This window comes from Streptomyces sp. NPDC030021 (assembly GCF_055574035.1).
This window is the reverse complement of record NZ_JBVIAH010000004.1, coordinates 449,655-471,287: the sequence shown is the minus strand read 5'-3', so window position 1 is coordinate 471,287 and position 21,633 is coordinate 449,655. Positions and strand designations below refer to the sequence as shown.

The window sequence follows — 21,633 nt, the reverse complement described above, 5'->3', positions numbered from 1 at the left end:
GAACCGGGCGCGGCCGGCCGCCGCTCACCGGGTCCCCGTAGGAGGTGTCCTGTCCGGGTGCGAGCGCGGCCGGCCGGGGCGGCCGGGCCGGGTCAGACGATGTCCTCGGCGATCTCCGCCTGCTCGCGGGCGTTGCCGTAGGCCGCCGGGGTGCCGTACGAGCGGCGGGCGACGTACCACCAGACGCTGGCCAGGACCAGGACCACCGCCAGCGCGATCACGGCGTAGTTCATCGAGTCGATGGTGACGGGGGACTTCTGCGGCAGGCAGAACAGGACGGTGACGAGCGCCACCCAGACGACGGCGATCCAGCCGATCGGCTTGCTCCAGCGGCCCAGGTTCCAGGGTCCGGGCTCGAAGCGGTTGCCGGCGCGCAGGCGCAGGTAGATCGGGATGGCGTAGGCCGGGGTGATGCCGATGACGTTGATGGCGGTCACGGCCCCGTAGGCGGTGGCGGAGTACAGCGAGGGGAGGGCCAGCACGCCCGCGACGACGACGGAGAGCCAGACGGCGGGCACCGGCGTCTGGGTCCGGCCGCTGACCTTGCGCCACAGGGCGGAGCCGGGGAGCGCGTTGTCACGGCTGAACGCGAAGACCATCCGGCTCGCGGCGGCGACCTCGGCGTTGCCGCAGAAGAGCTGCGCGACGATGACGACGAGGAGCAGGGCGGTGGCGCCGCCTGAGCCCAGCGCGTCGATGAAGATCTGGGCGGGCGGGACGCCGGTGTCGCTGCCCTGGACGGCCGCGTAGTCCTGGATGGCGAAGGTGAGGCCGGCGAGCAGGGCGAAACCGGCGATCCAGGAGACCCAGATGGCCCGGACGATGCCCTTGGCGGCGGAGACGGAGGCGTCCCTGGTCTCCTCCGACAGGTGCGCGGAGGCGTCGTAGCCGGAGAAGGTGTACTGGGCGAGCAGCAGGCCGACCGCCGCCACGTAGAACGGGTTGGCCCATCCGGTGTCGTTGACGAACTCGGTGAAGACGAACGACGCCGACTGGTGGTGGTCGGGGACGAAGGCCAGGGCGCCGACGATCACGGCGACGCCGCCCAGGTGCCACCAGACGCTGATGGAGTTGAGCACGCTGACGAGGCGGACCCCGAAGAGGTTGAGCGCGGCGTGCAGCAGCAGGATGCACAGGAAGATCAGGAAGGTCGAGCCGGGGGTGGGCACGAACCCGAAGCGGAGGTTGAGGAAGGCGCCGGTGAACAGGGCCGCGCCGTAGTCGATGCCGGCGATGGCGCCGAGCAGGCCGAGCAGGTTCAGCCAGCCGGTGTACCAGCCCCAGCGGCGTCCGCCGAGCCGGTCGGCCATGTAGTAGAGCGCACCGGAGGTGGGGTAGGCGCTGGTCACCTCGGCCAGGGCGAGACCCACGCAGAGCACGAAGAGGCCTACGCCGACCCAGCCCCACAGCATCACGGCCGGGCCGCCGGAGCCCATGCCGAAGCCGTACAGCGTCATGCAGCCGGAGAGGACGGATATGACGGAGAAACTGATGGCGAAGTTGCCGAAGCCGCCCATCCGGCGGGCGAGGACGGGCTGGTAGCCGAGTTCCCTGAGGCGCTGTTCCTCGTCCTGCTGGGGTGGAGCCTTGCGGTCCTGGCGGGCTGCCCAATCGGTTCTGGACACGGCGGTACCTCCGGGGGTCTGTGAAGCGCGGGGACGGTCGAGCCTGGGGGTGCGGGTGCGGCCTGGGTGGTGCGGGTGGAGCGAGGGGTAGGCGCCGTGGGGGAGGGCGGCGGGGGTCAGTTCCGGCCGGCCAGGCTGCGGGACCTGGCCTGCAGGAACACCTCCTCGGCCAGAGCGCGGTCGGCCGGGTCGCGGGTCCGGTGGGCCCACGGCAGGGTGGTCCAGTACGGGCCGATCGTGTCGAAGACCCGGGCCGCCTCGTCGAACTGGAGGGCTCCCCACAGGGCATGGGCGAGCTGGTTCAGATCGAGCGGGGAGGCGTGCGGCAGATCGGCGTGGTCGAACCAGGTGCCCAGGGCGTGCAGGGCGTCGCGGACGGCGTCCTCGGCGACCCAGTGCAGGTCGAGGGCCCGCTCCTGGCCGCGTTCGCGGCGGTAGCGTTCGACCCGTACGTAGAGCGGCAGGACGTGCACGGCGGATCCGGGCGGGGCGGAACCGGCCGCCCAGTGGACGAAGTTGGCGGCCTCGGAGAGCGGCCCGGGCGCGCCCGCGTACACGAACTGGAGCATGCGGTGATAGGCCTCGCGGTTGTGCGGGTCGCGCTTGTCGACCTCCGCGAGGATGCCCCAGGGGCCGGTGGGCAGCATCGGGCCGGGCGGCGCGACGCGGTGCTCGGCCATCTGGCGCTGCTCGTCGAGGAGGGCGAGGGCGAGCAGGCACACCCAGGGCACGGGGTCGGCGGGGCTGATGCGGGCGGCCTCCCGGCAGGTCGACCAGGCCTCCTGCCACAGCTCACCGGTGCGGGGGTGTCCGGCACGGTGGGCGCGGACGGCCCGCTCGACGCAGACGCGCGTGTGCATCACGAGTGCGGCGACGCTGTGCGGTTCCTCGGCCCGCCAGGCCTGGACCACGTCGGAGCCGGCGGAGACGGCGGCGAGGACCTGGGTGCGCTGGGTCCACAGCCCCCAGTTGTCGGTGCGTTCGAGTAAGCGCGCCATGGAGACCCAGCGGCCGGTGCGCAGCTCCTGGGCGGCGGAACGCAGCTCCTTGTCGTGGCCGGCCGGGTGGTAGACGGGCCGGAAATCGCTGCCCGCCATCACCTCGTCCCGGTCGAGGGGCGGCGGCCCGGGCGGGCGCGTTCTGCGGTGGTCGTGATCATCAGTCCTCGGATCGCATGGAAGGTGGGTCCATCCGGCCGCCGGCTGCCGCGTTGCAGCCGTGCCCGGTGCCAGGGATGCGTGAACCATGCGAGAACTGTTCGTCGAACCCCCGCCGTTGACCCACGGTCGATGTCGCTGCCCGTTGATCGGCGATCACTATATGGCGATCAGGAGCATACGCATCCAGATCCTTGTTCGAACGTAAGTATCAAGCCACGATCGGCATGTGAGTATGCGTCAGAGCCGGGCGGCAGCTCCGGACGGATCTTGACGGGTGACGTCGGCCGGTGCAGGCTTCCGACCGATGTCCGATCAAGGCGACACCAGGGACGGAGTGGTGATGACGGGCCCGGTGCTTGCTGTCGATCAAGGCACCTCGGGGACCAAGGCGCTGGTCGTCTGTCCGGTACGCGGGGTCATCGGCTCCGGATCCGCCCCCGTACGGCCCCGTTACCTGGCGGGCGGCCGGGTCGAGGTCACCCCCGGCGAGCTGCTGGACTCGGTCGTAGACGCCGGACGCGCCGCGCTGGCGGCGGCGGGCGAGCCCGTGGTGGCGGTGGGCCTCGCCAACCAGGGCGAGACCGTTCTGGCCTGGGACCCGGCGACCGGGGAGCCGCTGACCGACGCGATCGTCTGGCAGGACCGGCGCGCCGAACAGCTCTGCACCGAACTGGCCCCGCACGCGCCCTCCCTGCGGGAGACGACCGGTCTGCCGCTCGACCCCTACTTCGCCGCCCCCAAGATGGCCTGGATACGCCGCCACCTGACCCGGCGCGGCGTCGTGACGACCAGCGACGTCTGGCTCGTGCACCGCCTCACCGGCGCGTTCGTCACCGACGCGGCGACCGCCGGCCGCACCCAGCTGCTCGACCTCGACACCACCCGCTGGTCGGACGCGGCACTCGACGCCTTCGGCCTCACGGGTGAGCGGCTGCCGGAGGTCGTCGACGCGGACACCCGCGTCGGCACCACCACCGCGTTCGGTCCCGAACTGCCGCTGACGGGACTGCTCGTGGACCAGCAGGCCGCACTGCTCGCCCAGAGCGTCACCGAGCCCGGCACCGCCAAGTGCACCTACGGCACGGGCGCGTTCCTCCTCGCGCAGACCGGCCCGCACCCCCTGCGCAGCACCTCCGGACTGGTCGGCTGCGTGGCCTGGCGGCTCGCCGGCCGGACCAGCTACTGCCTGGACGGGCAGGTCTACACGGCCGCCTCCGCCGTGCGCTGGCTCACCGATCTCGGGGTGATCTCCGGCGCCGCCGACATCGACACCGTGGGCGGGCGCGTCCCGGACGCGGGCGGCGTCACCTTCGTCCCCGCGCTCGCCGGCCTCGCCGCTCCGTGGTGGCGGGGTGACCTGCGGGGCTCGGTCACCGGTCTGGGCCTCGACACCACCGCCGGGCATCTGGTGCGCGCCCTGTGCGACGGTGTCGCCGCCCAGGTGGCGGAGCTCGCGGACGCGGTCGCCGCCGACCTCGGCGCCCCGCTCACCGCCCTGCGCGTCGACGGCGGGCTGACCCGTTCCGCGCTGCTCATGCAGGCCCAGGCCGACCTCCTCGGGATCCCCGTGGAGGTGTCGGCGCTGCCGGACGTCACCGCGCTCGGCGTTGGCGCCGTCGCCCGGCTCGGGCTCGATCCCTCGCTCACCGTCGCCGAGGCCGTCCCGCAGTGGAAGCCGTCCGCCGTCTACGAGCCGCGGGCCGGCGCGGCGGAGGCGACGGAGCGCCGCGCACGCTTCCGCGCGGCCGTCTCGGCCCTGATCGGCGACGCACCGGCATGACCGGTACCACCACCAGCACCACCGGCGGTGCCGTGACCACCGGCGGCGCCCTGCCCGGCGGGGAGTACGACGTGACGGTCGTCGGCGCCGGCGTGGTGGGCGCGGCGATCGCCCGCGAACTGGCCCGGCTCCCGCTGCGGATCGCCCTGGTCGACGCGGCCGACGACGTCGGTGACGGCACCTCGAAGGCCAACACCGCCATCCTGCACACCGGTTTCGACGCGGTGCCCGGTTCCCTGGAGTCCCGGCTCGTCCGGGAGGGCCACCGGCTGCTCTCCGCGTACGCCGCCGATACCGGGATCCCGGTGGAGCCGCTCGGGGCGCTCCTCGTCGCCTGGGACGAGGAACAGCTGGCCGCACTGCCGGGGCTCGCGGAGAAGGCCGCACGCAACGGCTGCCGCACGGCCCGGATCATCCCGGCCGCAGAGGTACGGGCCCGCGAGCCGGAGCTCGGACCCGGGGTGCTGGGAGCGCTCGGCGTGCCGGGGGAGTCCATCATCTGCCCCTGGACGACCACGCTCGCGTACGCCACGCAAGCCGTCCGCGCAGGCGTCGACCTCCACCTCAACTGCCGTGTGCAGAACGTCACTTCGGGCGAAGCGCATACCCTGGCCACGAGCCGGGGCCCACTGCGCACCCGGCACCTGGTCAACGCGGCCGGCCTGTACGCCGACGAGATCGACCGGCTCCTCGGCCACGCGGACTTCGCCGTGACGCCCCGGCGCGGCCAGCTGATCGTCTTCGACGAGCTCGCCCGCGGCCTGGTACGGCACATCCTGCTGCCCGTACCGGGCGCCCTCGGGAAGGGGGTGCTGGTGTCGCCGACGGTGTACGGGAACGTGATGCTCGGCCCGACGGCCGAGGACCTGGACGACAAGACGGACACCGGATCGACCGCCGAGGGGCTCGCGCTGCTGCGGGAGAAGGGCCGGCGGATCGTGCCGGCCCTCGTGGAGGAAGAGGTCACCGCCGTGTACGCCGGCCTGCGGGCCGCCACCGGCGACGACGACTACGCGATCCGGGCCCACCCCGCGCAGCGGTACGTCACCGTGGGCGGGATCCGTTCGACGGGACTGACGGCCTCGATGGCGATCGCCGCCCACGTCGTGGAACTGCTCGCCGACGGCGGCCTGCCGGTGGCAGGGGCCCGGGAGCTGGAACCCGTGCGGATGCCGAACCTGGGCGAGGCGTTCCTCCGGCCCTACCGCGACGCCGAGTTGATCGCACGGGACCCGGAGTACGGCCGGATCGTCTGCCACTGCGAGCGCGTGACGCGGGGGGAGATCCGCGACGCGCTCGCCTCGGCCGTCCCGCCCGCGTCGCCGGACGGCCTGCGGCGGCGCACCCGCGCACGGGCGGGCCGCTGCCAGGGCTTCCACTGCGGGGCCGCCGTCCGCGCGCTGTTCGAGGAGGCCCGCAGGTGAGCCGCGACCGCACGGTCGACGTCCTGGTCGTCGGCGCCGGTCCCGCCGGACTGGCCCTGGCCGCCCGCCTCGCCCGCGCGGGCGCGGGCCACGTCGAGGTCCTGGAGCGCGAACAGGACGCGGGCGGCGTGCCGCGCCACTGCCACCACGGCGGATTCGGGGGGCCCGTACTCCCCTGGCTCACCGGACCGGCGTACGCACGGCGGGCCGTGCGGGCGGCGACGGCGGCCGGGGCGATGCTCCGTACCGGTGTCAGCGCCACCGGCTGGGCCGGACCGCTGACCCTGGAGACCACGAGCCCGGCGGGCCTGGAGCGGATCACGGCCCGGGCCGTCGTCCTCGCCACGGGTGCCCGCGAGCGCCCCCGCAGCGCCCGGCTGGTGCCGGGCTCCCGGCCGGCGGGCGTGCTGACCACCGGGGAGCTGCAGCAGTCGGTCCACCTGTACGGCCAGGACATCGGCCGGCGGGCCGTCGTGGTGGGCGCCGAGCCGGTGGCCCGGTACGCCGTACGCACCCTGCGCCGGGCGGGAGCCGAGGTGGTGGCCGTGGTCACGGAGCGCTCCCGTGGCGCCGCCGTACCAGGAGTCCCGCTGCTCACGGCCACGACGGTGGGTGAACTGCGCGGCCGGGGCCGCCTGTCGGGCGTGGCCGTGCGCCACGAGGACGGCCGCCGCGGGGTCCTCGCGTGCGACACGGTGGTCTTCACCGGCGATTGGATCCCCGATCACGAGCTGGCGCGCCGCGGCGGCATCGCCGTGGACCCCGGCACCCGCGGTCCTTCCGTGGACGCGTCGTTCCGTACGCCGGTGCCCGGGGTCTTCGCGGTCGGCAACGCCCTCCACGGCGTCGAACGCGCCGCCACCGCGGCCGCGGAAGGCGCCGCCGCCGCGGCCCCCGTCCTGGCCCGCCTCTCGGGTGCGCCGTGGCCGGAGCCCGGTCCACCGCTGGTCGTCCGGGCCCCGCTGCTGTGGGTGGCGCCCAACCGGCTCACGGACCCCGGGGGGCGGCCGCTGCTGCTGCGGTCGGGGGAGCCGCTGACCGCCCCGGTGCTGACGGCCGCCCAGGACGGCCGGCTGCTGTGGCGACGGCGGTTCCCGGTCCGGATGACGCCGTCGCGGTCGCTGAAGCTGCCGCCGGGGTGGACGGACCGCGTCGACCGGTCGGGCGGTCCGGTCGTGCTGGGCGTCGGCTGACGGCGACGCTCCCCGCGCCCGGTGGACGGCGACGGGCGCGCCCTTGACTACGTTCCGTGAATAGATGGATACTCTGTGTCACGATCTTGGTCGCTCACAACGTCACCTACGGGGTCACACCCCGTCAGGAGGTACCGACGTGCCGTTTTCCGTCCCTGGACTGGCCGACGACCTGCCCCCCGATCTCCTGGACCGCTGGAACAAGGAGATCGACCGCCAGTTCAGGAGCCTGGAGCCTGATCTGGGGAGCAAGTACTTCACCCTGGAACCCGACGATCCGGCCGCCGATCGGGTGGCCGTCACCTGGTTCGGGAATCCGGCCGAGCCCGAGTTCTGCTTCGACGCCGCCACGGCCCGCACGTTGTCCGACTGGGGTGTACGCGGCCGACGCGCCCTGCACAACGAGTACTGCGAGTACGCGGTCATCAGTGCGGCCGACACCGAGGGACGGATGCGCCCCAAGCGGGTGCAGGTCACCACCGAACTCCCCGAGTACTACCTGATGCTCGCCGAACACGCCCCGGACCGCCTGCGGGAGATCCTCACCGCGACGCTCGGCACCGAACCCCGCTGGCAGGAACTCTACGGACCGGCCGTCGCGGACCCGAACCCGCTCGCTCCGGCCCAGCGCCGCGTGGCCTTCGCCCGCCACCTGACCGGCCACGGACTGCACCGCGACCTGATCGACGCCGGAGTCCCCGCTGCCCCGGCGGGCTCGCTCAACGCGGCCAACGCCCTGTTCATGGCCCATCCCATCAACGGGCTGGACGACCTGATCTACATCGTGATGTTCGGCGCGAAGCCCTACGCCCGCCGGAATTCCGCCGGCGGCTTCGAACCCGCCGGACGGGACCAGATCTTCCGCCAGCAGCCCGGGCTCGAAGCCCTCTCCTGCCGCCATGCCGACCCGGCCGCCGCGCTGGCCGCCGCGGATGCCGCCTTCCAGGGCCGGACCGTGTCCTTCGCCGACCCGCTGGGCATGTACATCCAGCAGTTCACCTCCGAGGTCTTCCTCTTCGAGGGCGGGCCCGTCCCGGACCCGTGGATCCGGCTGGGGCGCGGTCGGCAAGGACTGCACCAGCGCCTCGAATTCGGCCCGCCGGACGACGACCCGCACTTCCTCGACGACATCACCGTGGTGGAGGGCGACGAGGAGGAGCCCCTGACCGGCGGCTACCAGGTCGTACGCCAGGTACAGGTGGGCCCGGTGGTCGCGCTCGGCGCACCGGCGCCCGTACCGCCCGCTGACTTCGTGGTCCTCGCCGACTCGCCCGGACCCATCCGCTGCCGGGACGCGAGCGTGTGCACCGACACGGTGGGGCCGCTGAAGGAAGCCTTCGACGCCGAGGCCCTGCTGCCCGGACCCGTGGGCGCCGGCCCCCGGGGCGGGAGATGAGCGTCCTCCAGGACGGGATCTACCACGGGCCCGGCCGGCGCCCGCCCGGCCATCTGGCGCTCGTGTTCCTGCGGGCCGACCCGGAGGCCGGTGCCACGGCCGTCGACGGCGCGCTGCGCGAGGTGACCACGATGCTGCGCGGGCTCGCCGACGGCGTCGTACCAGAACTGCCAGGCCACCCGGTGCCGAGCGCCGGGCTGGAGTTCCTGCTCGGCCTCGGCCCGAAGGCCTTCGACATCGCCGGCGCGAAACTCCCGTGCCCGGCCGCACTCGGCCCGCGCCTGCGGTTCCGCTCGCCCCGCCCCACCGGCGGCGGACCGCTGCTGGTCGGCGGGGGCCTGTCCTACGCGGCGGACGTCACCCGCAACGACGCCACGGAGGAGTTCTGCCTGCAGCTCACCGCGGACACCCAGCTCGCGGTCTCGCGTGCCGTGGTGGAGCTGTGGAAGCTGCTGCGCGGCGCGCGCACCGGCGACACACGGACTGCCGCGCTGGAGATCGCGGGCATCCACACCGGATTCCAGCGCGACGACCGGCGCAGCTGGATCGGCTTCCACGACGGCGTGTCCAACCTGGAGAGCGCCGACCGGGAACGGGTCATCAGCATCGCGGCGGCCGACGCTGGCCCGGACCCCTGGACGATCGGCGGTACCTGTCTGGTCTTCGCCCGCCTCGCCGTCGACCTCGACCAGTGGCACCTCCTGCCGCGCGCGCAGCAGGAGTTCCTCGTCGGCCGGGACAAGCTCACCGGAGCCCCGCTCACCGGCCGTGATGCCGACGGGAGGCCCGTACCGGCCGCGGGCTGTCCGGTGGCCGGGACCACCGAGGTGACGCAGCCGGGCAACGAGGACTTCCTGGAGCCACGGCCCACCGCCGATCCGGTGCTGCTCACCGCCCATGTGCGGCGGGCCAATCTGACCGGCACCGCCGACCCCGACCAGAGCGGCTCGCTGCGGGTGTTCCGGCAGGGGTACGAGTTCTTCGAACCGGTCGCGGCCGCCCCCGGCTTCCGGGCCGGGCTGAACTTCGTCGGCTTCCAGGACAGCCCCGAACGGGTGCTGCGCATCCTCACCCAGCGCGGCTGGCTGGGCGGCGTCAACTTCGGCGGGCAGCCCGGTCCGGACGGACCGGCCGGGCGGCTGCTGACGGTACGGGCGGCAGGCACGTATCTGGTTCCGCCCGTACGGGACGGCGCCCCCTACCCGGGGGCGGAGGTATTCGGCTGAACAGCCGCCCCCGCTGACCGGATTCCCCGGACTCCTCGGATCCCCGGACTCCTGGAAGGAAACAGAGACTCACAGTGATCGAACAGATCTGGCTCCATCCACCGCTCGCCTTCGCCCGGCTGGGCCCGTCCCCCGTGCCCTGCGACAACTACCGGTGGGGAATGAGCGACCTGACGCCGGGCGGCACCGGCAAGACCGTCGTCGAGCCCCGCCCCTCCCTCGACGTAGCCGAGGACGGGACCCTGACGGAACGGGAGCCCGAGGGGGACCGCGTCCGGTTCAAGGACGCCGACGGCTTCCGTCCGCTCTGCCCCTTCTTCGAGGTGCACGGCACGTGGACGGCCGACGGGGAGCGGCACACCGGCCCGCTCACCACCGATGTGCTGGCCGCCGCCGGCACGGAACTCGCGGGCGTGCACTGGGAGGTGGAGGTCGCCAATCTGAAAGCGCACCACTGCACCCTCTCGCCGGGCGACCGGATCGAGGCCGGTGTGGAGCTGGCTGGTGACGACCACCGGCGCAAGCCGCTGGAGGGGCGATCGCCGCAGGGGGCCGACCGGCCGCTGGTCCCGGCCGGGCGGCACGTACCGCTCGGGTCCGTCCAGGTACCCAGGCCCGACCACCGGTTTCCCGAACTCCGGTTGCGTTTCACACCCGCCACCGGAGCGGTGTACGGCCCCACGAACCTTCCGGCGCGCTCCCAGCGGTTCGTCCTGCCGGCCGAGCACCTGTTCCTCTCCCCGGACGCGCGATGGTGCGAGTTCACCGGCGAGGACGATCCGCGGACGGTTCCCGGAGGGCTGTTCGCCGGCTCGCGGGAGGAGGACGGCGAGACGAGCCTCGGACTGGTCGACGACGTGTGCGACGGCCTGGTCACCGTCACCCTGCCGGGCGGCCTGTCGGCACGCGCGCGGATCGTCGTCACCCCGCCCGATTTCGCACCCGACCGCAGACCCTTCACCTCCCTGGCCGACGGCCTGGCGGACCGGGTCAAGCGCGGGGAGGTCCGCGACCCCGACTACATCGCCGCGCACCCGCAACTGACCGCGCTGGAGGTGCGCGACCTGTTCGAACGGGTGCTGGAGGCCATGGACGCCGTCAACGTCGACGCGCAGAACGAACGGGCGACGCTGGAGAACGAGAGCACGGCCGAGGACCTCGGCCTCCCCACCGGCCCGGCCCGGGCCCGCACCTTCGGCCCGCCCGAACCCCTGCTCGGGGTGATCCTCGCGCTCACCGAACGCGGCCGCCGCCGGCACCGCCGCTTCGTCGCGCTGGAGGCCCTGGAGGACATGTTCCGCGAACAGCCCGGACTCATCGAACGGGCCATCAGGGAGCCGGGGTCCGAAGACGTCTGGTACGACCGCCGGATGCCGGTCGCGGTGCGGGGATCCGACGCCTTCCCCATGCACCTGACCCGCCGCCAGTACGACCTTCTGGTGGCGTGGGCCGGATCGCTGCGCGATCAGGTCGAGGAGGGGACATGAGCGTACTGCTACAGATCGGCCGACGGCCGCCGGAACGGAAACCGCAGGCCGAACCGGATCCGGAAACGGGCACCGGGGGCGGGCCGCCCGGCCTCGCCGCCGAGACCAGGGTGTTCCGCAGCGCCCACGGAGCCCACCTGTTCGTCGCCGACGGCAGCCGGATCTACGACCTCCCGGAGGAGACCGCGGACCGCCTGGAACGGTGGACGGCCGCCGCCCACGACCCGGCCCAGGACGCCGCCCTCGCCGCCGGGCTGGGCCTGCCGCTCTGGGGCGGGGCGGGCCTGCCGGCCCCTCGCATCGACGGTACCCCGGCCGCCGTACCACCACTGTCCTCCCTGTCGCTCAACGTGATGCAGGCCTGCAACCTCAGCTGCGGCCACTGCTACGCCGACGAGGGCCGGTTCGGCGGCTCCGCCCGGGCCATGCCCCGCGAGACCGCGTACGCCGCCGTGGACCGGCTCCTCACGGAGGCCGCGCCGGGGGCCGCGGTGGTGGTCGGGTTCATGGGCGGTGAACCCCTGCTCGCCCGCGACCTGGTGCACGAGGTCGTCACGTACGCGACCCGGGCCGGAGCCGCCACCGGGCACGCCGTCCGCTTCGCGCTCACCACCAACCTCACCACGGTCCGGCCGGCGGACGCGGAACTGTTCGCCGCCCACCCGTTCACCGTGGCCGTCAGCCTGGACGGCGACCGGGCCGGCCACGACGCACTGCGCCGGGCCCCGGGCGGGGGCAGCGCGTACGACCGGCTGCGGGCCGGGATGGAGGTGCTGGAGCGGCACGGAAGGCCGCGCCATCTCTCGGCCCGGGTGAGCGTCACCCCGTACACCGGGCGGCTGCTCGGCATCCTGGAGCACGGCATCGGCCTCGGCTTCGACGAGGTCGGCTTCGCCGCGGTGGTGAGCGCCCCGGACCCCGCGTACGAGATCGGCCACGACGCCTTCACCGGATTCCTTGAACAGATGGTCGAGTGCGGGCAAGCGGCGCTGCGCGAGCTGACGGCGGGCCGCCCGTACCCCTTCGGCAACTTCCAGACGGCGATGTACGAACTGCACACGGGCGGCCATCGCCCGTACCCCTGTGGCGCCGGCGCCGGATACCTCAGTGCCTCCGCCGAGGGCGGTCTCTACGCCTGCCACCGGCTAGTCGACGACCCGGCCTTCGCCATGGGCTCGCTGACCCAGGGACCCGATCAGGGGGCCAGAGCGGCCCACCTGGCGGCCCGCCACGTGGACCGGGCCGAGCCCTGCCGGTCCTGCTGGGCCCGCTACCTGTGCGGCGGCGGCTGCTACCACGAGGTCACCCGGCGCGGCCGGACCGGCTGCGACTACATCCGCGGCTGGCTGGCCTTCTGCCTGCGCGCCTACGTCGAACTCTCGCAGGCCGCACCGGAGTTCTTCCGGAATCCGACCGCATCCGACCTCCCGGGGGATCCGGCTGCCCTGGCCCGCTGACCCGCGCCCCTGCCCCATCCGGCCGAAGGAGCCGCCATGAACGACCCCACTCCCGGCAGCGTCGACCTCCCCGTACCCGAGGGGAAGATCTTCCCCCGCAACCTCACCGCACGGGCCGACCACGTGGTCCGCGGCAACCCGTCCGGCTCCCGCCCGGAGAGCGGTGTCGACAACTGCTTCCCCGGCCTGGAATTCGACCAGCGCAACCTGGAGAAGGCGTTCTTCCCCGGCCTGACGGTCGACTTCCACCACGCAAGCGGATCGCGGGTGCTGGCCGTCACCGGCGGAGTCGCCGCCGACCAGGGCATCACCGACGCCGATCTGGACACGGGAACGCCGCAGGACCCACGGCCGCTCTACCTGTGGGCCGTCTGCGGGCGCACCACCGTGGATCAGGAGGAGCAGGACGCGCCCGTGTTCCACGCGACCGAGCGGACCGGCCTGGAACTGTGGCGCCGGGTGCACGACCTGCTCCCGGGCCGGGTCGCCATCGTCCTCGGCCGCACCCCGGGCAGCACCTCCCCGGGGGCGTTCTGGGTGCCGGACGGCGGCCTCAACCGCTGGCGGACGGACAACCGGAGCGAGGTGCAGTTCGACGCGGACGGAGTACTGGAATGGGCGATCCTGGTCGCCGACCGGGCCCGCTACCTCGACCCGGACGGGGTCATCGACCCCGACGTGTACCAGGCCGGCGACCTCACCCGGAGTCTCTGCGCGCCCTGGCAGTACGACTTCCGCGAATGCGGCTGCTACTACTGGGCCGCCTCCAAGCCGGACATCTCCACCAGCTCCGACGGAGTGCACCGCAACCTCAACTTCCAGCGCCGCGACCGCACCACCAACCCGCCCGAGCCCGACATCCCCACGATCCGGGGCCGGGCCGCCAAGGAGCTCGACCACCCCGCCCTGATCGCGAACTGGAACGTGCTCCCCGTCGTCCTCAACGGCCGCGAGGACGACAGCATGCAGCTTCCGGACTGGTCCGGCCTCCAGCCGATGACGCGAGCGAAGGTGATCCGGGAGCTGGAACGCCTCGCCTGCGTCGAGCACGCGCTCTGCCTCGAATACCTCTACGCGCACTACTCCCTGAACGCCCCGCCCGTCCTCGATCCGGCCGTGCACGACCCGGCCACACCCCAGGGGGCGCGCACCCGGAAGATCTACGCGGCCGCCGCGGAGGTGTTCTCCGTCGCGGTGGACGAGATGCGCCACCTGAGATGGGTCAACGAGATGCTCGGCACACTCGGCCGGCCACTGCGCCTCGAACCGCCCCGGCCCGACACCGTCATCCAGCTCCAGACGGGCCTGCGCTTCGAGCTGAAGCCGCTCACGCCCGAACAACTGGACTGGTTCATCGCCGTGGAGCGCCCCAGCGCGGTGACCGCCGACCCGCAGGGCATCGACGGGATGTACGTCAAGCTGCACGAGACCATCGTCCGCTGCCCGGAACTCTTCCCGGAGGCGGACCGGCTGGCGCACCTCATCAAGCTCATCATCGACGAGGGCAACGACCACTACCGCCGCTTCACCGCCGTCAAGGAGCACCTCGCGGAGCTTTCCCCCGACGACTACCTCCGGCCGCTGAGCACCGATCCGGGCACTGCGCTGGACGTCCAGCTGGTCGAACTGTCGGCGCTGAACTACACCATGCTGCTGGGCGCCTTGGAGGCCACGCTGAAACGGGGCGACACCGCGGGCGGGGTGCTGATCGAACAGGCCCGCCGGACGATGTTCAACCTCCACGAGCTCAACCACCTCCTCGCGTCACGCGGCGTCGCACCCCGCTTCACCAAGCTCCCCGTGGCGCCCGTACCCGCCGGCGAGCAGGCGATCGCGCCCGCGTCCGGGCCCGCTCCGACTCCTGCGCCGGTTCCCGCACGGGCACCCGGCCCGGACCTCGCCGACGGCCAGGCCGCCCTGGCCGCCGCACGGGCTTCCGGCGCGGTACGGCAGAGCATCAACGCCCTCGCCGTCGACGGGGTGCGCGCCATGATGACCCGTCATCAGGCCGACACAGACGCCCTGATCGCCGCCTTCAGCGTGCGATGAGCCGGGCCGACGTCGAGATCGCCGGTTCCGGGCTGGCCGAAGTCACCTGCGCCTGGCTCCTCGCCGCACGGGGCCACCGGGTCCGGCTCCGGCCGCGCCCGGACGGGGGCCGGCGGCCGCTCCTGCTGGGCGAATCCACCCTGGCCCTGCTCCACTCCCTGTGGGGCATCGGCAGCCCGGACGAACTGGGCCTCGTCACCCATGGACTGACCCACCGGCGGGCCTGCTGGGGCACCGGTCCGGCCGGCCCCCGCACCGGAGCGCCGGCCGTGGTGCTGGACGGGGCCCAGCTGGCGGCCCGGCTGCTCGACCGCCTCGCCGCACACCATCCGGACGCCGTCGCCGGAGAACCCGGGGGAGGCGGCGTACCGCAGTGGACGGTCACGGCCGCCTCCCACCCCGACGACCGGTGGACGGCCGGCCGCCGTCGGCTGCTGGCCGGTGAAGCGGCCCTCGCACCCGGCCAGGACGACACCACCGCCCGCCTCGCCTGCACCGAACTCGCCTGGCTCCACCTCACTCCACTGGGTGACGGGAGTGCTCTGCTCCAGGCCATGATCCCGGGTCCCGCCGCCCACCCCGAGAACCTGCTGAGCCGCCTGCTCGCCGGATCCGCCCTGGCCCCCCGGCTCCTGCGGGCACCGGCCGCCGCCGTCTCGCTGCCGGCCGCCCCCCGCCTCCACCGCACCCTGGCGACCGCCCCGACCCCGCACACCCCCGGGCGGCTCCTGGTCGGTGCGGGCGCCATCCGCTACGACCCGCTCAGCGGCACCGGCACGGCCCAGGCCCTGCGGACGGCCGTCCTCGCTACGGCGGTCATCCACGCCGCGGCCACCGGAACGTCCCCGCAGGCCTTGTGCGCCCACTACGCGGGCCGCCTGCGCACGGCCTTCAGTGCCCACCTGGCCACGTGCGCCCGGCTCTATCCGCAGGCTTTCCCGTCCCCCGCATGGCATCACGAGATCGACGCCTGCCGCTGAGCGGGAGAGCCAAGCGTTCGGCGCCGGGTGCTGCGCAATGCCCGGCGCCCGTACCGGTCCGCGTTCTACCTGGCACGCCCGGCACGCCTGGGGCCCGGGAGCTCGACGTACCGCCGCTCGCGGATTCCCGGAAGGAGATCCTCGTCCTGGATGTCCAGGGGGTGGCCGGGCGTCCGCCGGGACCTTCCGTTTCCGTCCGGAAGAGGCCGCGAGAAGCAGGGGGCGGAGACCTCCCGGCGCCCGGTGGCCAGGAAGCGTGCGCTCACCGAGGGGGCCGCGCGGGCGTTCCGCTTCGCCCGCACCGGCCGGGCCGGCCGGGACCCCGGAGTCAACTGCGGCGCTCATCAGGAAGGTTCGCTTCCGCAGCGGTCCTCTGGATTATTGACCAGAGGTCATGTCACACCCCGGGAAGGGGTTTTGTAGATCTGCACGAAGAGTAGGTTTCAGCCAGCGTACGTTTTCATGTCTTCCGTCCCTGCCTGACTCCGCCCGGTTGCCTGTGTACTCCTTCACACACGATGCAACGAAGCGGGGGAGAGGGAGCCTTGAGCGAGACGTTGTCCGTCCGGCTGCTCGCCATGGCCTGGCTCGATCCAGGCGTCACCGTCCTGGCCCGCACCCCGGTCGCACCGGAGCACATCGCCGGCGTTCAGCCGTAGCGATCTCCCGCGGGTACCGCCGACCGCGCCGATCCCCGGACACCGGCCCCCGGAGCGGCACCCGCGAGACCCACCTGTCGCCCCTGGTCCATGTCCCGCACGGGCAGAACACCAGGGAAATCCCCCACCGTCTCCCAAGGAGTGACCGTGACCGCGCACACCCAAGAAGCGAACATCCAGGACCTCAAGCGCACCTGGCTGGACGAGGCGATCAGACTGGCCACGAACAGCGTGGCGAACGGCGGCGGGCCGTTCGGCGCCCTGGTCGCCAAGGGCGGCGAGATCGTGGCGATCGGGAACAACCAGGTCACCTCCACCCTGGACCCGACCGCCCACGCCGAGGTGACCGCGATGCGTGCCGCCTGCAAGGAGCTGGACACCTTCTCGCTCGAAGGCTGCGTCCTGGTGACCTCGTGCGAACCGTGTCCGATGTGCCTTTCCTCGGCGCTGTGGGCGCGGGTCGACCGGATCGTCTTCTCCGCCGACCGGCACGACGCCGCGGTGGCCGGTTTCGACGACCGCAAGTTCTACGACCTGTTCGAAAAGCAGCCCGCGTCGAAGTGGCCGTTGGCGATCGAGCACCTGGACCTGCCCCACCGTACGGCGCCGTTCGACGCGTGGGTGGCCAAGACCGACCGCATCGACTACTGAGGCAGCGGTTCACGAACCGACCGGACCACTGTGGCCGCCGGAGCTTTCCGGCACCGCAACACCAGGTGAACGTGCACGGACGGCAGTGAACACCCCGCGAGCCGGGCGCCGGATCGACAGCGTCGTCCGCCGCCCGGTCGTCACCGGTGGGGGCCGCCGTGACGCGTTCCGGGACCGGTCGGCGGCGCTGCCCCGTTGCCGACGGCCGAGCGTGCAAGATGAACCCGACTGACCTGTCGTCATGACCGAGGTGGGTTCGCATGCCCCGCAGCACCGCCGATGACGCCGGGCGGCGACACCCTCGGCTCCCGCGACGCATCGGTACCTGGCCGGCCGTGGGAGTCACGGTGGCCGTCCTCGTCGCCGCCAACCTGGCCCTGCACCGCTGGACGGGCCTGTGGAGCCTGGTGACGGCCGTCGTGGTCAGCGGCCTGCTCCTCGGTGTGCTCCGCTGGGCCGGCGGAACCCTCGCGGACGCGGGTCTGGCCCGGGGCACGCTGGCCCGCGGCGCCCGTTGGGCGCTGGTCCTGATCGGTCTGGTCGGTGTCGTCTACCTGGCCGGGGCCCTGCTGCCGGCCACCAGGGGGCTGTTCGAGGACCGGCGGTACGAGGCGATGGACGGGGGCGAGGTGATGCTCCGCGCGTTCGTGCTGGTGCCCGTCGGCACGGTCCTGGTGGAGGAGATCGCCTTCCGTGGCGTGCTCTACGGCCTCGTGGACCGCGTCCGCGGGGCGGTCTGGGCGACCGCCGTGTCGAGTCTGCTGTTCGGGCTGTGGCACGTGCTGCCGTCGCTGCACCTGGCGACCGCGAAACCGGCCGTGAACTCGGTCGTCGGCGACTCCGGGCTGGGGTCCGTGCTGGCGGTGCTGGGGGCCGTGCTGTTCACGGCGGCGGCCGGCGTCCTGTTCTGCGAACTGCGCCGCCGCAGCGGCAGCCTGCTGGCTCCCATGGGCCTGCACTGGGCGGTCAACGCCTTCGGCTACCTCGTCGGGTACCTGCTGCGCTGACCGGCGGCGGGGTGGGCTCAGTTCTGCGGCGAGACGATGCCCTTCAGCTCGTTCAGGTCCTGTGCGGTGAATCCGCCGGGCCGCATGACATCGTTCCAGGCGTCGACGTACGCGGCCTTGTACGTGTGGCCGTGGCCGTCCGGTACGCCGGTCGAGAACGGCAGGTCGGCGGTGACCTGCCAGAAGGTCACGAACGGAATCCAGACCATGGATTCGAGCACGTCCGAGCCGGGCCGCTCCCCGATCCAGTCGGGCTCGGTGAGAGCCAGGCTCGGGCTCCACCAGACGATCGGGTCGGACGGGTGCATCAGGTAGAGCACCCGCGGACCGTCCCACGGCCGGTCCGCCGGAGGGGTCCCGGTGGCCGGGTCGTCGGTGAACCGGACGGTCCGCCCCTCCCGGTAGACGGGTTCGATCTCGGGACTGCCGGCGTCGCGGTCGTCGCTGAACTCGCGGAACAGCGTGTTGAAGTTGGGCGGGCCGGCGAACACGGTGCCGGCGGTGCGGTTGCGCAGGTCGGCCTCCCCGCTGAAGGCCGTCTCGCCGCCGAACGACCCCAGGCTCTCACCCGCCACGAACAGGCGCGGGCGCTGGTCCGGGGGCAGCTTGGACCATTTGTCGTAGACCGCGTCGAAGAGATCACGGCCGGCCTCGCGCGCCTTGGACTGGTCCACCAGGTACGACATCCACGACGGCAGGTACGAGTACTGGATCGCCACGCTGGCCGCGTCGCCGTTGCCCAGGTACTCGAACGAGTCCACAGCGGCGGGATCGACCCAGCCGCTGCCCGTGGTGGTCATCACGAGCAGGTTCTCGCGTGTGAAGCCGCCCGCCCGTTCGAGGTCCGCGACCGCCCGGGCCGCCCGGGTCTCCGTGTCGTCGGAGGTCTCCAGCCCGGCGTAGGCGCGGATGGGCTCCTGCGCCGTACGGTGGGTGAACGCGCCGATCTCCTGGGCCGAGGGCCCTCCGTCGGCGAACGCCCGGCCCTCCCGGCCCAGTGAGTCCCACGGCACCAGCGAGCCGGGCCCGCCCGAGCGCAGCGCCGACGTGGGCTGGTGCACGCCTTCCGGGGTCTCCGTGTCACGCAGCGAGAAGGCCTCGTTGGACGCGTTCACGAAGCTGCTCAGCAGCAGCCCGGAGAACGCGGCCCACGCCAGGCCCGCCACCAGGAGCCAGCCGACCACCCGCGCCGCCCGCCTGCCGATCCAGCGCCCGAGCAGGTCGGCGGCCCGGTGGTACAGGGCCCGGAGCCCCCGCCCGGCCAGGAGCAGGAGCAGGAAGACGAGGGCGGCGACGAAGGGGCAGGCGACGGTGGCGAGGGCGTTGTAGTCGGTGACGTCCATGAGCCGGCGGATCTCGTGCTGCCAGTACTGGCCGAGCCCGAAGGAGACGCCGAAGAGCACGACCGCACTGACGATCAGGACGAGCCACGACCGGCGCGAGGGGCTGCGCGCGTCCCGGTCGGCGAAGGCGCGCCACACGTAGGCGGCGACCACGCCCAGCCCGTAGCCGATGGCCGCGCTGATGCCGCAGACCAAGCCCTGGAGTACGCCGCCACGGGGGAGCAGTGACGGGGTGAAGGACAGACAGGCCAGGAGGAGCGCGCCCCAGCAGCCGGGCAGTGTCAGGCGGGGCTGCAGGCGGTGTCTGCGTCCCGGCTCGTCCTGCGCGGGAGGTACCGGCGGATCCTGGCTCATGGCGTCCTCCACGGCCATGGTGCCCTGGCTCCGCCGGTCGTGCCATCCGGGGCGCGGGCCGTCATTTCGGGCCGGCGGGCGGGGGACCGGCGGTCCCGTCGGGGCCCGGTGCGGACCACTGCGCTCCGGTGCGCAGCCGGAAGGCGGCGACCGCGGCCTCCACGGTGGGGAAGAAGTGCCGGGGGTCGATGGTCCGGGTGAGTTCGTACCGCTCGATCTTCCGCCGCACCGGGTCCTTGAGCTCGGCGAACACGAGGTGCACACCGGCCGCGTTGAGCGCCTCGTCGAGCTCCTCCAGGATGTCGGCGGCGGTGGTGTCCACGTCCGTCATCGGCTCCGCCGCGACGACGATCCAGCTCGGCCGCGGATCCGCCCCGGCCAGCCGCCTGACCTCGTCCCGGAAGGTCTTGGCGTTGGCGAAGATGAGCGGGGCGTCGAACCGGTAGATCACCAGGCCCGGCAGGTGCTCGGAGTGCGGGTACGAGCGGGTGTCGTGGTAGCCCTCCAGCCCCCCGACCCGCCCCAGCACGGTGTCGTACGGCCACCAGGCGCGCCGGAAGACGTTGAGTACGGACAGGGCCACGGCGATGGCGATGCCGGGCAGCACGCCGAGCAGGGCCACGCCGGCGAAGGCCGCGAAGCAGAGCAGGAACTCCGCCCGGCGCTGCCGCCAGAGCCGGACGGCCCCCGGGACGTCCGCGAGGGACAATGACGCGGTGATGACCACGGCCGCGAGGGCCGGCTGGGGGAGGTTGCGGAACAGACCCGGAGCCACCACGAGCATGAGGACGATGAGCGCCGCCCCGACGACCCCGGTGAGCTGGCTCCGGGCCCCCGCCCGCTCCGCCACCGCCGTCCGGGAGCCGCTGCTGCTGACGGGGAAGCCCTGGAAGAGCGCGGCCGCCAGGTTGGCCGCACCGACGCCCGCCATCTCCTGGTTGCCGCGGACCTCCTGGCCGGTGCGGGCCGCGAAGGCGGACGCGTTGGAGATGGTGTCGGCCAGCGACACCAGGGCGATGCCCAGCGCACCGCCGAGCAGCGGCGCGAGGTCGGCGAGCCCCACCTCGGGGAGGGTGAACGGCGGGAAGCCCTCGGGCAGTACCCCGACCAGGCCCACGCCGTGCTCGTCCAGGTCGAAGACGGCGGCCGCGCCGATCGCCAGGACCACCATCACGAGCACCGCGGGAACCTTCGGCAGGAAGCGCTGCAGGACCAGGATCAGGGCGATCCCGCCGAGGCCCACGGCCGCGGCGGCCGGTACCACCGCCCCGTCGGCGATCTCCCGCACGACGCCGGCACACTCGCCGATCAGGTTGTCCGCCTCGACCTTGAAGCCGAGCAGCTTGGGGAGCTGGCCGATGAGGATGGTCAGGGCCAGGCCGTTCATGTAGCCGATCATCGTCGGTTTGGAGATCAGGTCGGCGATGAAGCCGAGCTTCGCCACCGAGGCCAGGATCATGATGGCCGCCACCATGACCGCGAGCATCGACGCCAGCGCGACGGCCCGGTCGGGATCCCCGTCGGCCGCCACCAGGGGCAGCACGGTGGCGGCGATCATCGGACCCAGCGAGGAGTCCGGGCCCAGCACCAGGATCCGGGACGGCCCGAACACCGCGTACCCGAGCATGCAGAGGATCGTCGTGTACAGGCCGGTGATGGCCGGCAGGCCCGCCAGCTCGGCGTAGGCCATGCCCTGCGGCACCAGCAGCGTCGTCAGGACGACTCCCGCGACCAGGTCCTTGGGCAGCCACTCGCGCCGGTAGGACGACACCGCGCGGATCCCGGGAACCGCCCGGAAGCGGGAGAGCACCCTGTGGCCGTCGTGCCGGGTGGTCACGGAAC

At 73.2% G+C, this 21,633-nt stretch carries 15 protein-coding genes; 11 read left to right on the top strand and 4 right to left on the bottom strand.

Annotated elements, in window-relative coordinates:
- Positions 1-92 precede the first annotated feature (92 nt).
- A complete protein-coding gene (locus tag ACZ4YL_RS11020) occupies positions 93-1,517 on the bottom strand; it encodes an amino acid permease (protein WP_468115638.1) in 1,425 nt (474 codons plus the stop codon).
- A 224-nt stretch (positions 1,518-1,741) separates the two neighbouring features.
- On the bottom strand, positions 1,742-2,722 hold the full coding sequence (locus ACZ4YL_RS11015) for a hypothetical protein (RefSeq protein ID WP_468115487.1): 981 nt from the start codon (positions 2,720-2,722) through the stop codon (positions 1,742-1,744).
- A gap of 403 nt (positions 2,723-3,125) precedes the next feature.
- Here ACZ4YL_RS11015 and ACZ4YL_RS11010 point away from each other — a divergent pair, with 403 nt between their 5' ends.
- The 11 genes from ACZ4YL_RS11010 (at position 3,126) to ACZ4YL_RS10960 (ending at position 18,094) form a co-directional block, all read left to right on the top strand.
- Positions 3,126-4,565 (top strand): FGGY family carbohydrate kinase, encoded by a 1,440-nt coding sequence (locus tag ACZ4YL_RS11010; RefSeq protein ID WP_468115636.1) that lies wholly within the window; start codon positions 3,126-3,128, stop codon positions 4,563-4,565.
- Positions 4,562-5,989, top strand: a complete 1,428-nt coding sequence (locus ACZ4YL_RS11005; protein ID WP_468115486.1) for an FAD-dependent oxidoreductase — start codon at positions 4,562-4,564, stop codon at positions 5,987-5,989. Before ACZ4YL_RS11010 ends, ACZ4YL_RS11005 begins: the two co-directional genes overlap by 4 nt.
- The gene (locus tag ACZ4YL_RS11000; protein ID WP_468115485.1) at positions 5,986-7,182 is read left to right on the top strand and encodes an NAD(P)/FAD-dependent oxidoreductase; all 1,197 of its coding nucleotides are present in this window, start codon (positions 5,986-5,988) and stop codon (positions 7,180-7,182) included. Before ACZ4YL_RS11005 ends, ACZ4YL_RS11000 begins: the two co-directional genes overlap by 4 nt.
- Positions 7,183-7,321: 139 nt before the next feature.
- A complete protein-coding gene (locus ACZ4YL_RS10995; protein WP_468115483.1) occupies positions 7,322-8,578 on the top strand; it encodes a hypothetical protein in 1,257 nt (418 codons plus the stop codon).
- Positions 8,575-9,804 (top strand): Dyp-type peroxidase, encoded by a 1,230-nt coding sequence (locus ACZ4YL_RS10990; RefSeq protein ID WP_468115481.1) that lies wholly within the window; start codon positions 8,575-8,577, stop codon positions 9,802-9,804. Before ACZ4YL_RS10995 ends, ACZ4YL_RS10990 begins: the two co-directional genes overlap by 4 nt.
- A 74-nt stretch (positions 9,805-9,878) precedes the next feature.
- Complete coding sequence (locus tag ACZ4YL_RS10985; protein WP_468115479.1) at positions 9,879-11,291, top strand: hypothetical protein; 1,413 nt, start codon at positions 9,879-9,881, stop codon at positions 11,289-11,291.
- Entirely contained in the window at positions 11,288-12,748 is a 1,461-nt protein-coding gene (locus ACZ4YL_RS10980; RefSeq protein WP_468115477.1) for a radical SAM protein, read from the top strand. The genes ACZ4YL_RS10985 and ACZ4YL_RS10980 overlap by 4 nt, the downstream gene beginning before the upstream one ends.
- Before the next feature lie 36 nt (positions 12,749-12,784).
- Entirely contained in the window at positions 12,785-14,797 is a 2,013-nt protein-coding gene (locus ACZ4YL_RS10975) for a ferritin-like domain-containing protein (protein WP_468115475.1), read from the top strand.
- The gene (locus tag ACZ4YL_RS10970) at positions 14,794-15,777 is read left to right on the top strand and encodes a hypothetical protein (protein ID WP_468115473.1); all 984 of its coding nucleotides are present in this window, start codon (positions 14,794-14,796) and stop codon (positions 15,775-15,777) included. Before ACZ4YL_RS10975 ends, ACZ4YL_RS10970 begins: the two co-directional genes overlap by 4 nt.
- 800 nt (positions 15,778-16,577) lie before the next feature.
- Entirely contained in the window at positions 16,578-17,087 is a 510-nt protein-coding gene (locus tag ACZ4YL_RS10965) for a nucleoside deaminase (protein WP_468115472.1), read from the top strand.
- A 260-nt stretch (positions 17,088-17,347) separates the two neighbouring features.
- Positions 17,348-18,094: a lysostaphin resistance A-like protein gene (locus ACZ4YL_RS10960; RefSeq protein WP_468115470.1), complete on the top strand. Its 747-nt coding sequence runs from the start codon at positions 17,348-17,350 to the stop codon at positions 18,092-18,094.
- Between the two features lie 17 nt (positions 18,095-18,111).
- Here ACZ4YL_RS10960 and ACZ4YL_RS10955 read toward each other — a convergent pair whose 3' ends face one another.
- Together ACZ4YL_RS10955 and ACZ4YL_RS10950 are read right to left on the bottom strand one after the other, a co-directional pair.
- Entirely contained in the window at positions 18,112-19,791 is a 1,680-nt protein-coding gene (locus ACZ4YL_RS10955; protein ID WP_468115468.1) for an alpha/beta hydrolase, read from the bottom strand.
- A 61-nt stretch (positions 19,792-19,852) separates the two neighbouring features.
- Positions 19,853-21,628: a SulP family inorganic anion transporter gene (locus ACZ4YL_RS10950; RefSeq protein WP_468115466.1), complete on the bottom strand. Its 1,776-nt coding sequence runs from the start codon at positions 21,626-21,628 to the stop codon at positions 19,853-19,855.
- Positions 21,629-21,633: the final 5 nt, after the last annotated feature.

Bases quoted from the DNA above. Each gene is read 5' to 3' on its own strand.
- ACZ4YL_RS10990 (WP_468115481.1), top strand. From the start codon at position 8,575: ATGAGCGTCCTCCAGGACGGGATCTACCACGGGCCCGGCCGGCGCCCG.
- ACZ4YL_RS11015 (WP_468115487.1), bottom strand. From the start codon at position 2,722: ATGGCGGGCAGCGATTTCCGGCCCGTCTACCACCCGGCCGGCCACGAC.
- ACZ4YL_RS10980 (WP_468115477.1), top strand. From the start codon at position 11,288: ATGAGCGTACTGCTACAGATCGGCCGACGGCCGCCGGAACGGAAACCG.
- ACZ4YL_RS10975 (WP_468115475.1), top strand. From the start codon at position 12,785: ATGAACGACCCCACTCCCGGCAGCGTCGACCTCCCCGTACCCGAGGGG.
- ACZ4YL_RS11020 (WP_468115638.1), bottom strand. From the start codon at position 1,517: ATGGGCGGCTTCGGCAACTTCGCCATCAGTTTCTCCGTCATATCCGTC.
- ACZ4YL_RS10970 (WP_468115473.1), top strand. From the start codon at position 14,794: ATGAGCCGGGCCGACGTCGAGATCGCCGGTTCCGGGCTGGCCGAAGTC.
- ACZ4YL_RS11010 (WP_468115636.1), top strand. From the start codon at position 3,126: ATGACGGGCCCGGTGCTTGCTGTCGATCAAGGCACCTCGGGGACCAAG.
- ACZ4YL_RS11005 (WP_468115486.1), top strand. From the start codon at position 4,562: ATGACCGGTACCACCACCAGCACCACCGGCGGTGCCGTGACCACCGGC.
- ACZ4YL_RS10955 (WP_468115468.1), bottom strand. From the start codon at position 19,791: ATGAGCCAGGATCCGCCGGTACCTCCCGCGCAGGACGAGCCGGGACGC.
- ACZ4YL_RS10960 (WP_468115470.1), top strand. From the start codon at position 17,348: ATGCCCCGCAGCACCGCCGATGACGCCGGGCGGCGACACCCTCGGCTC.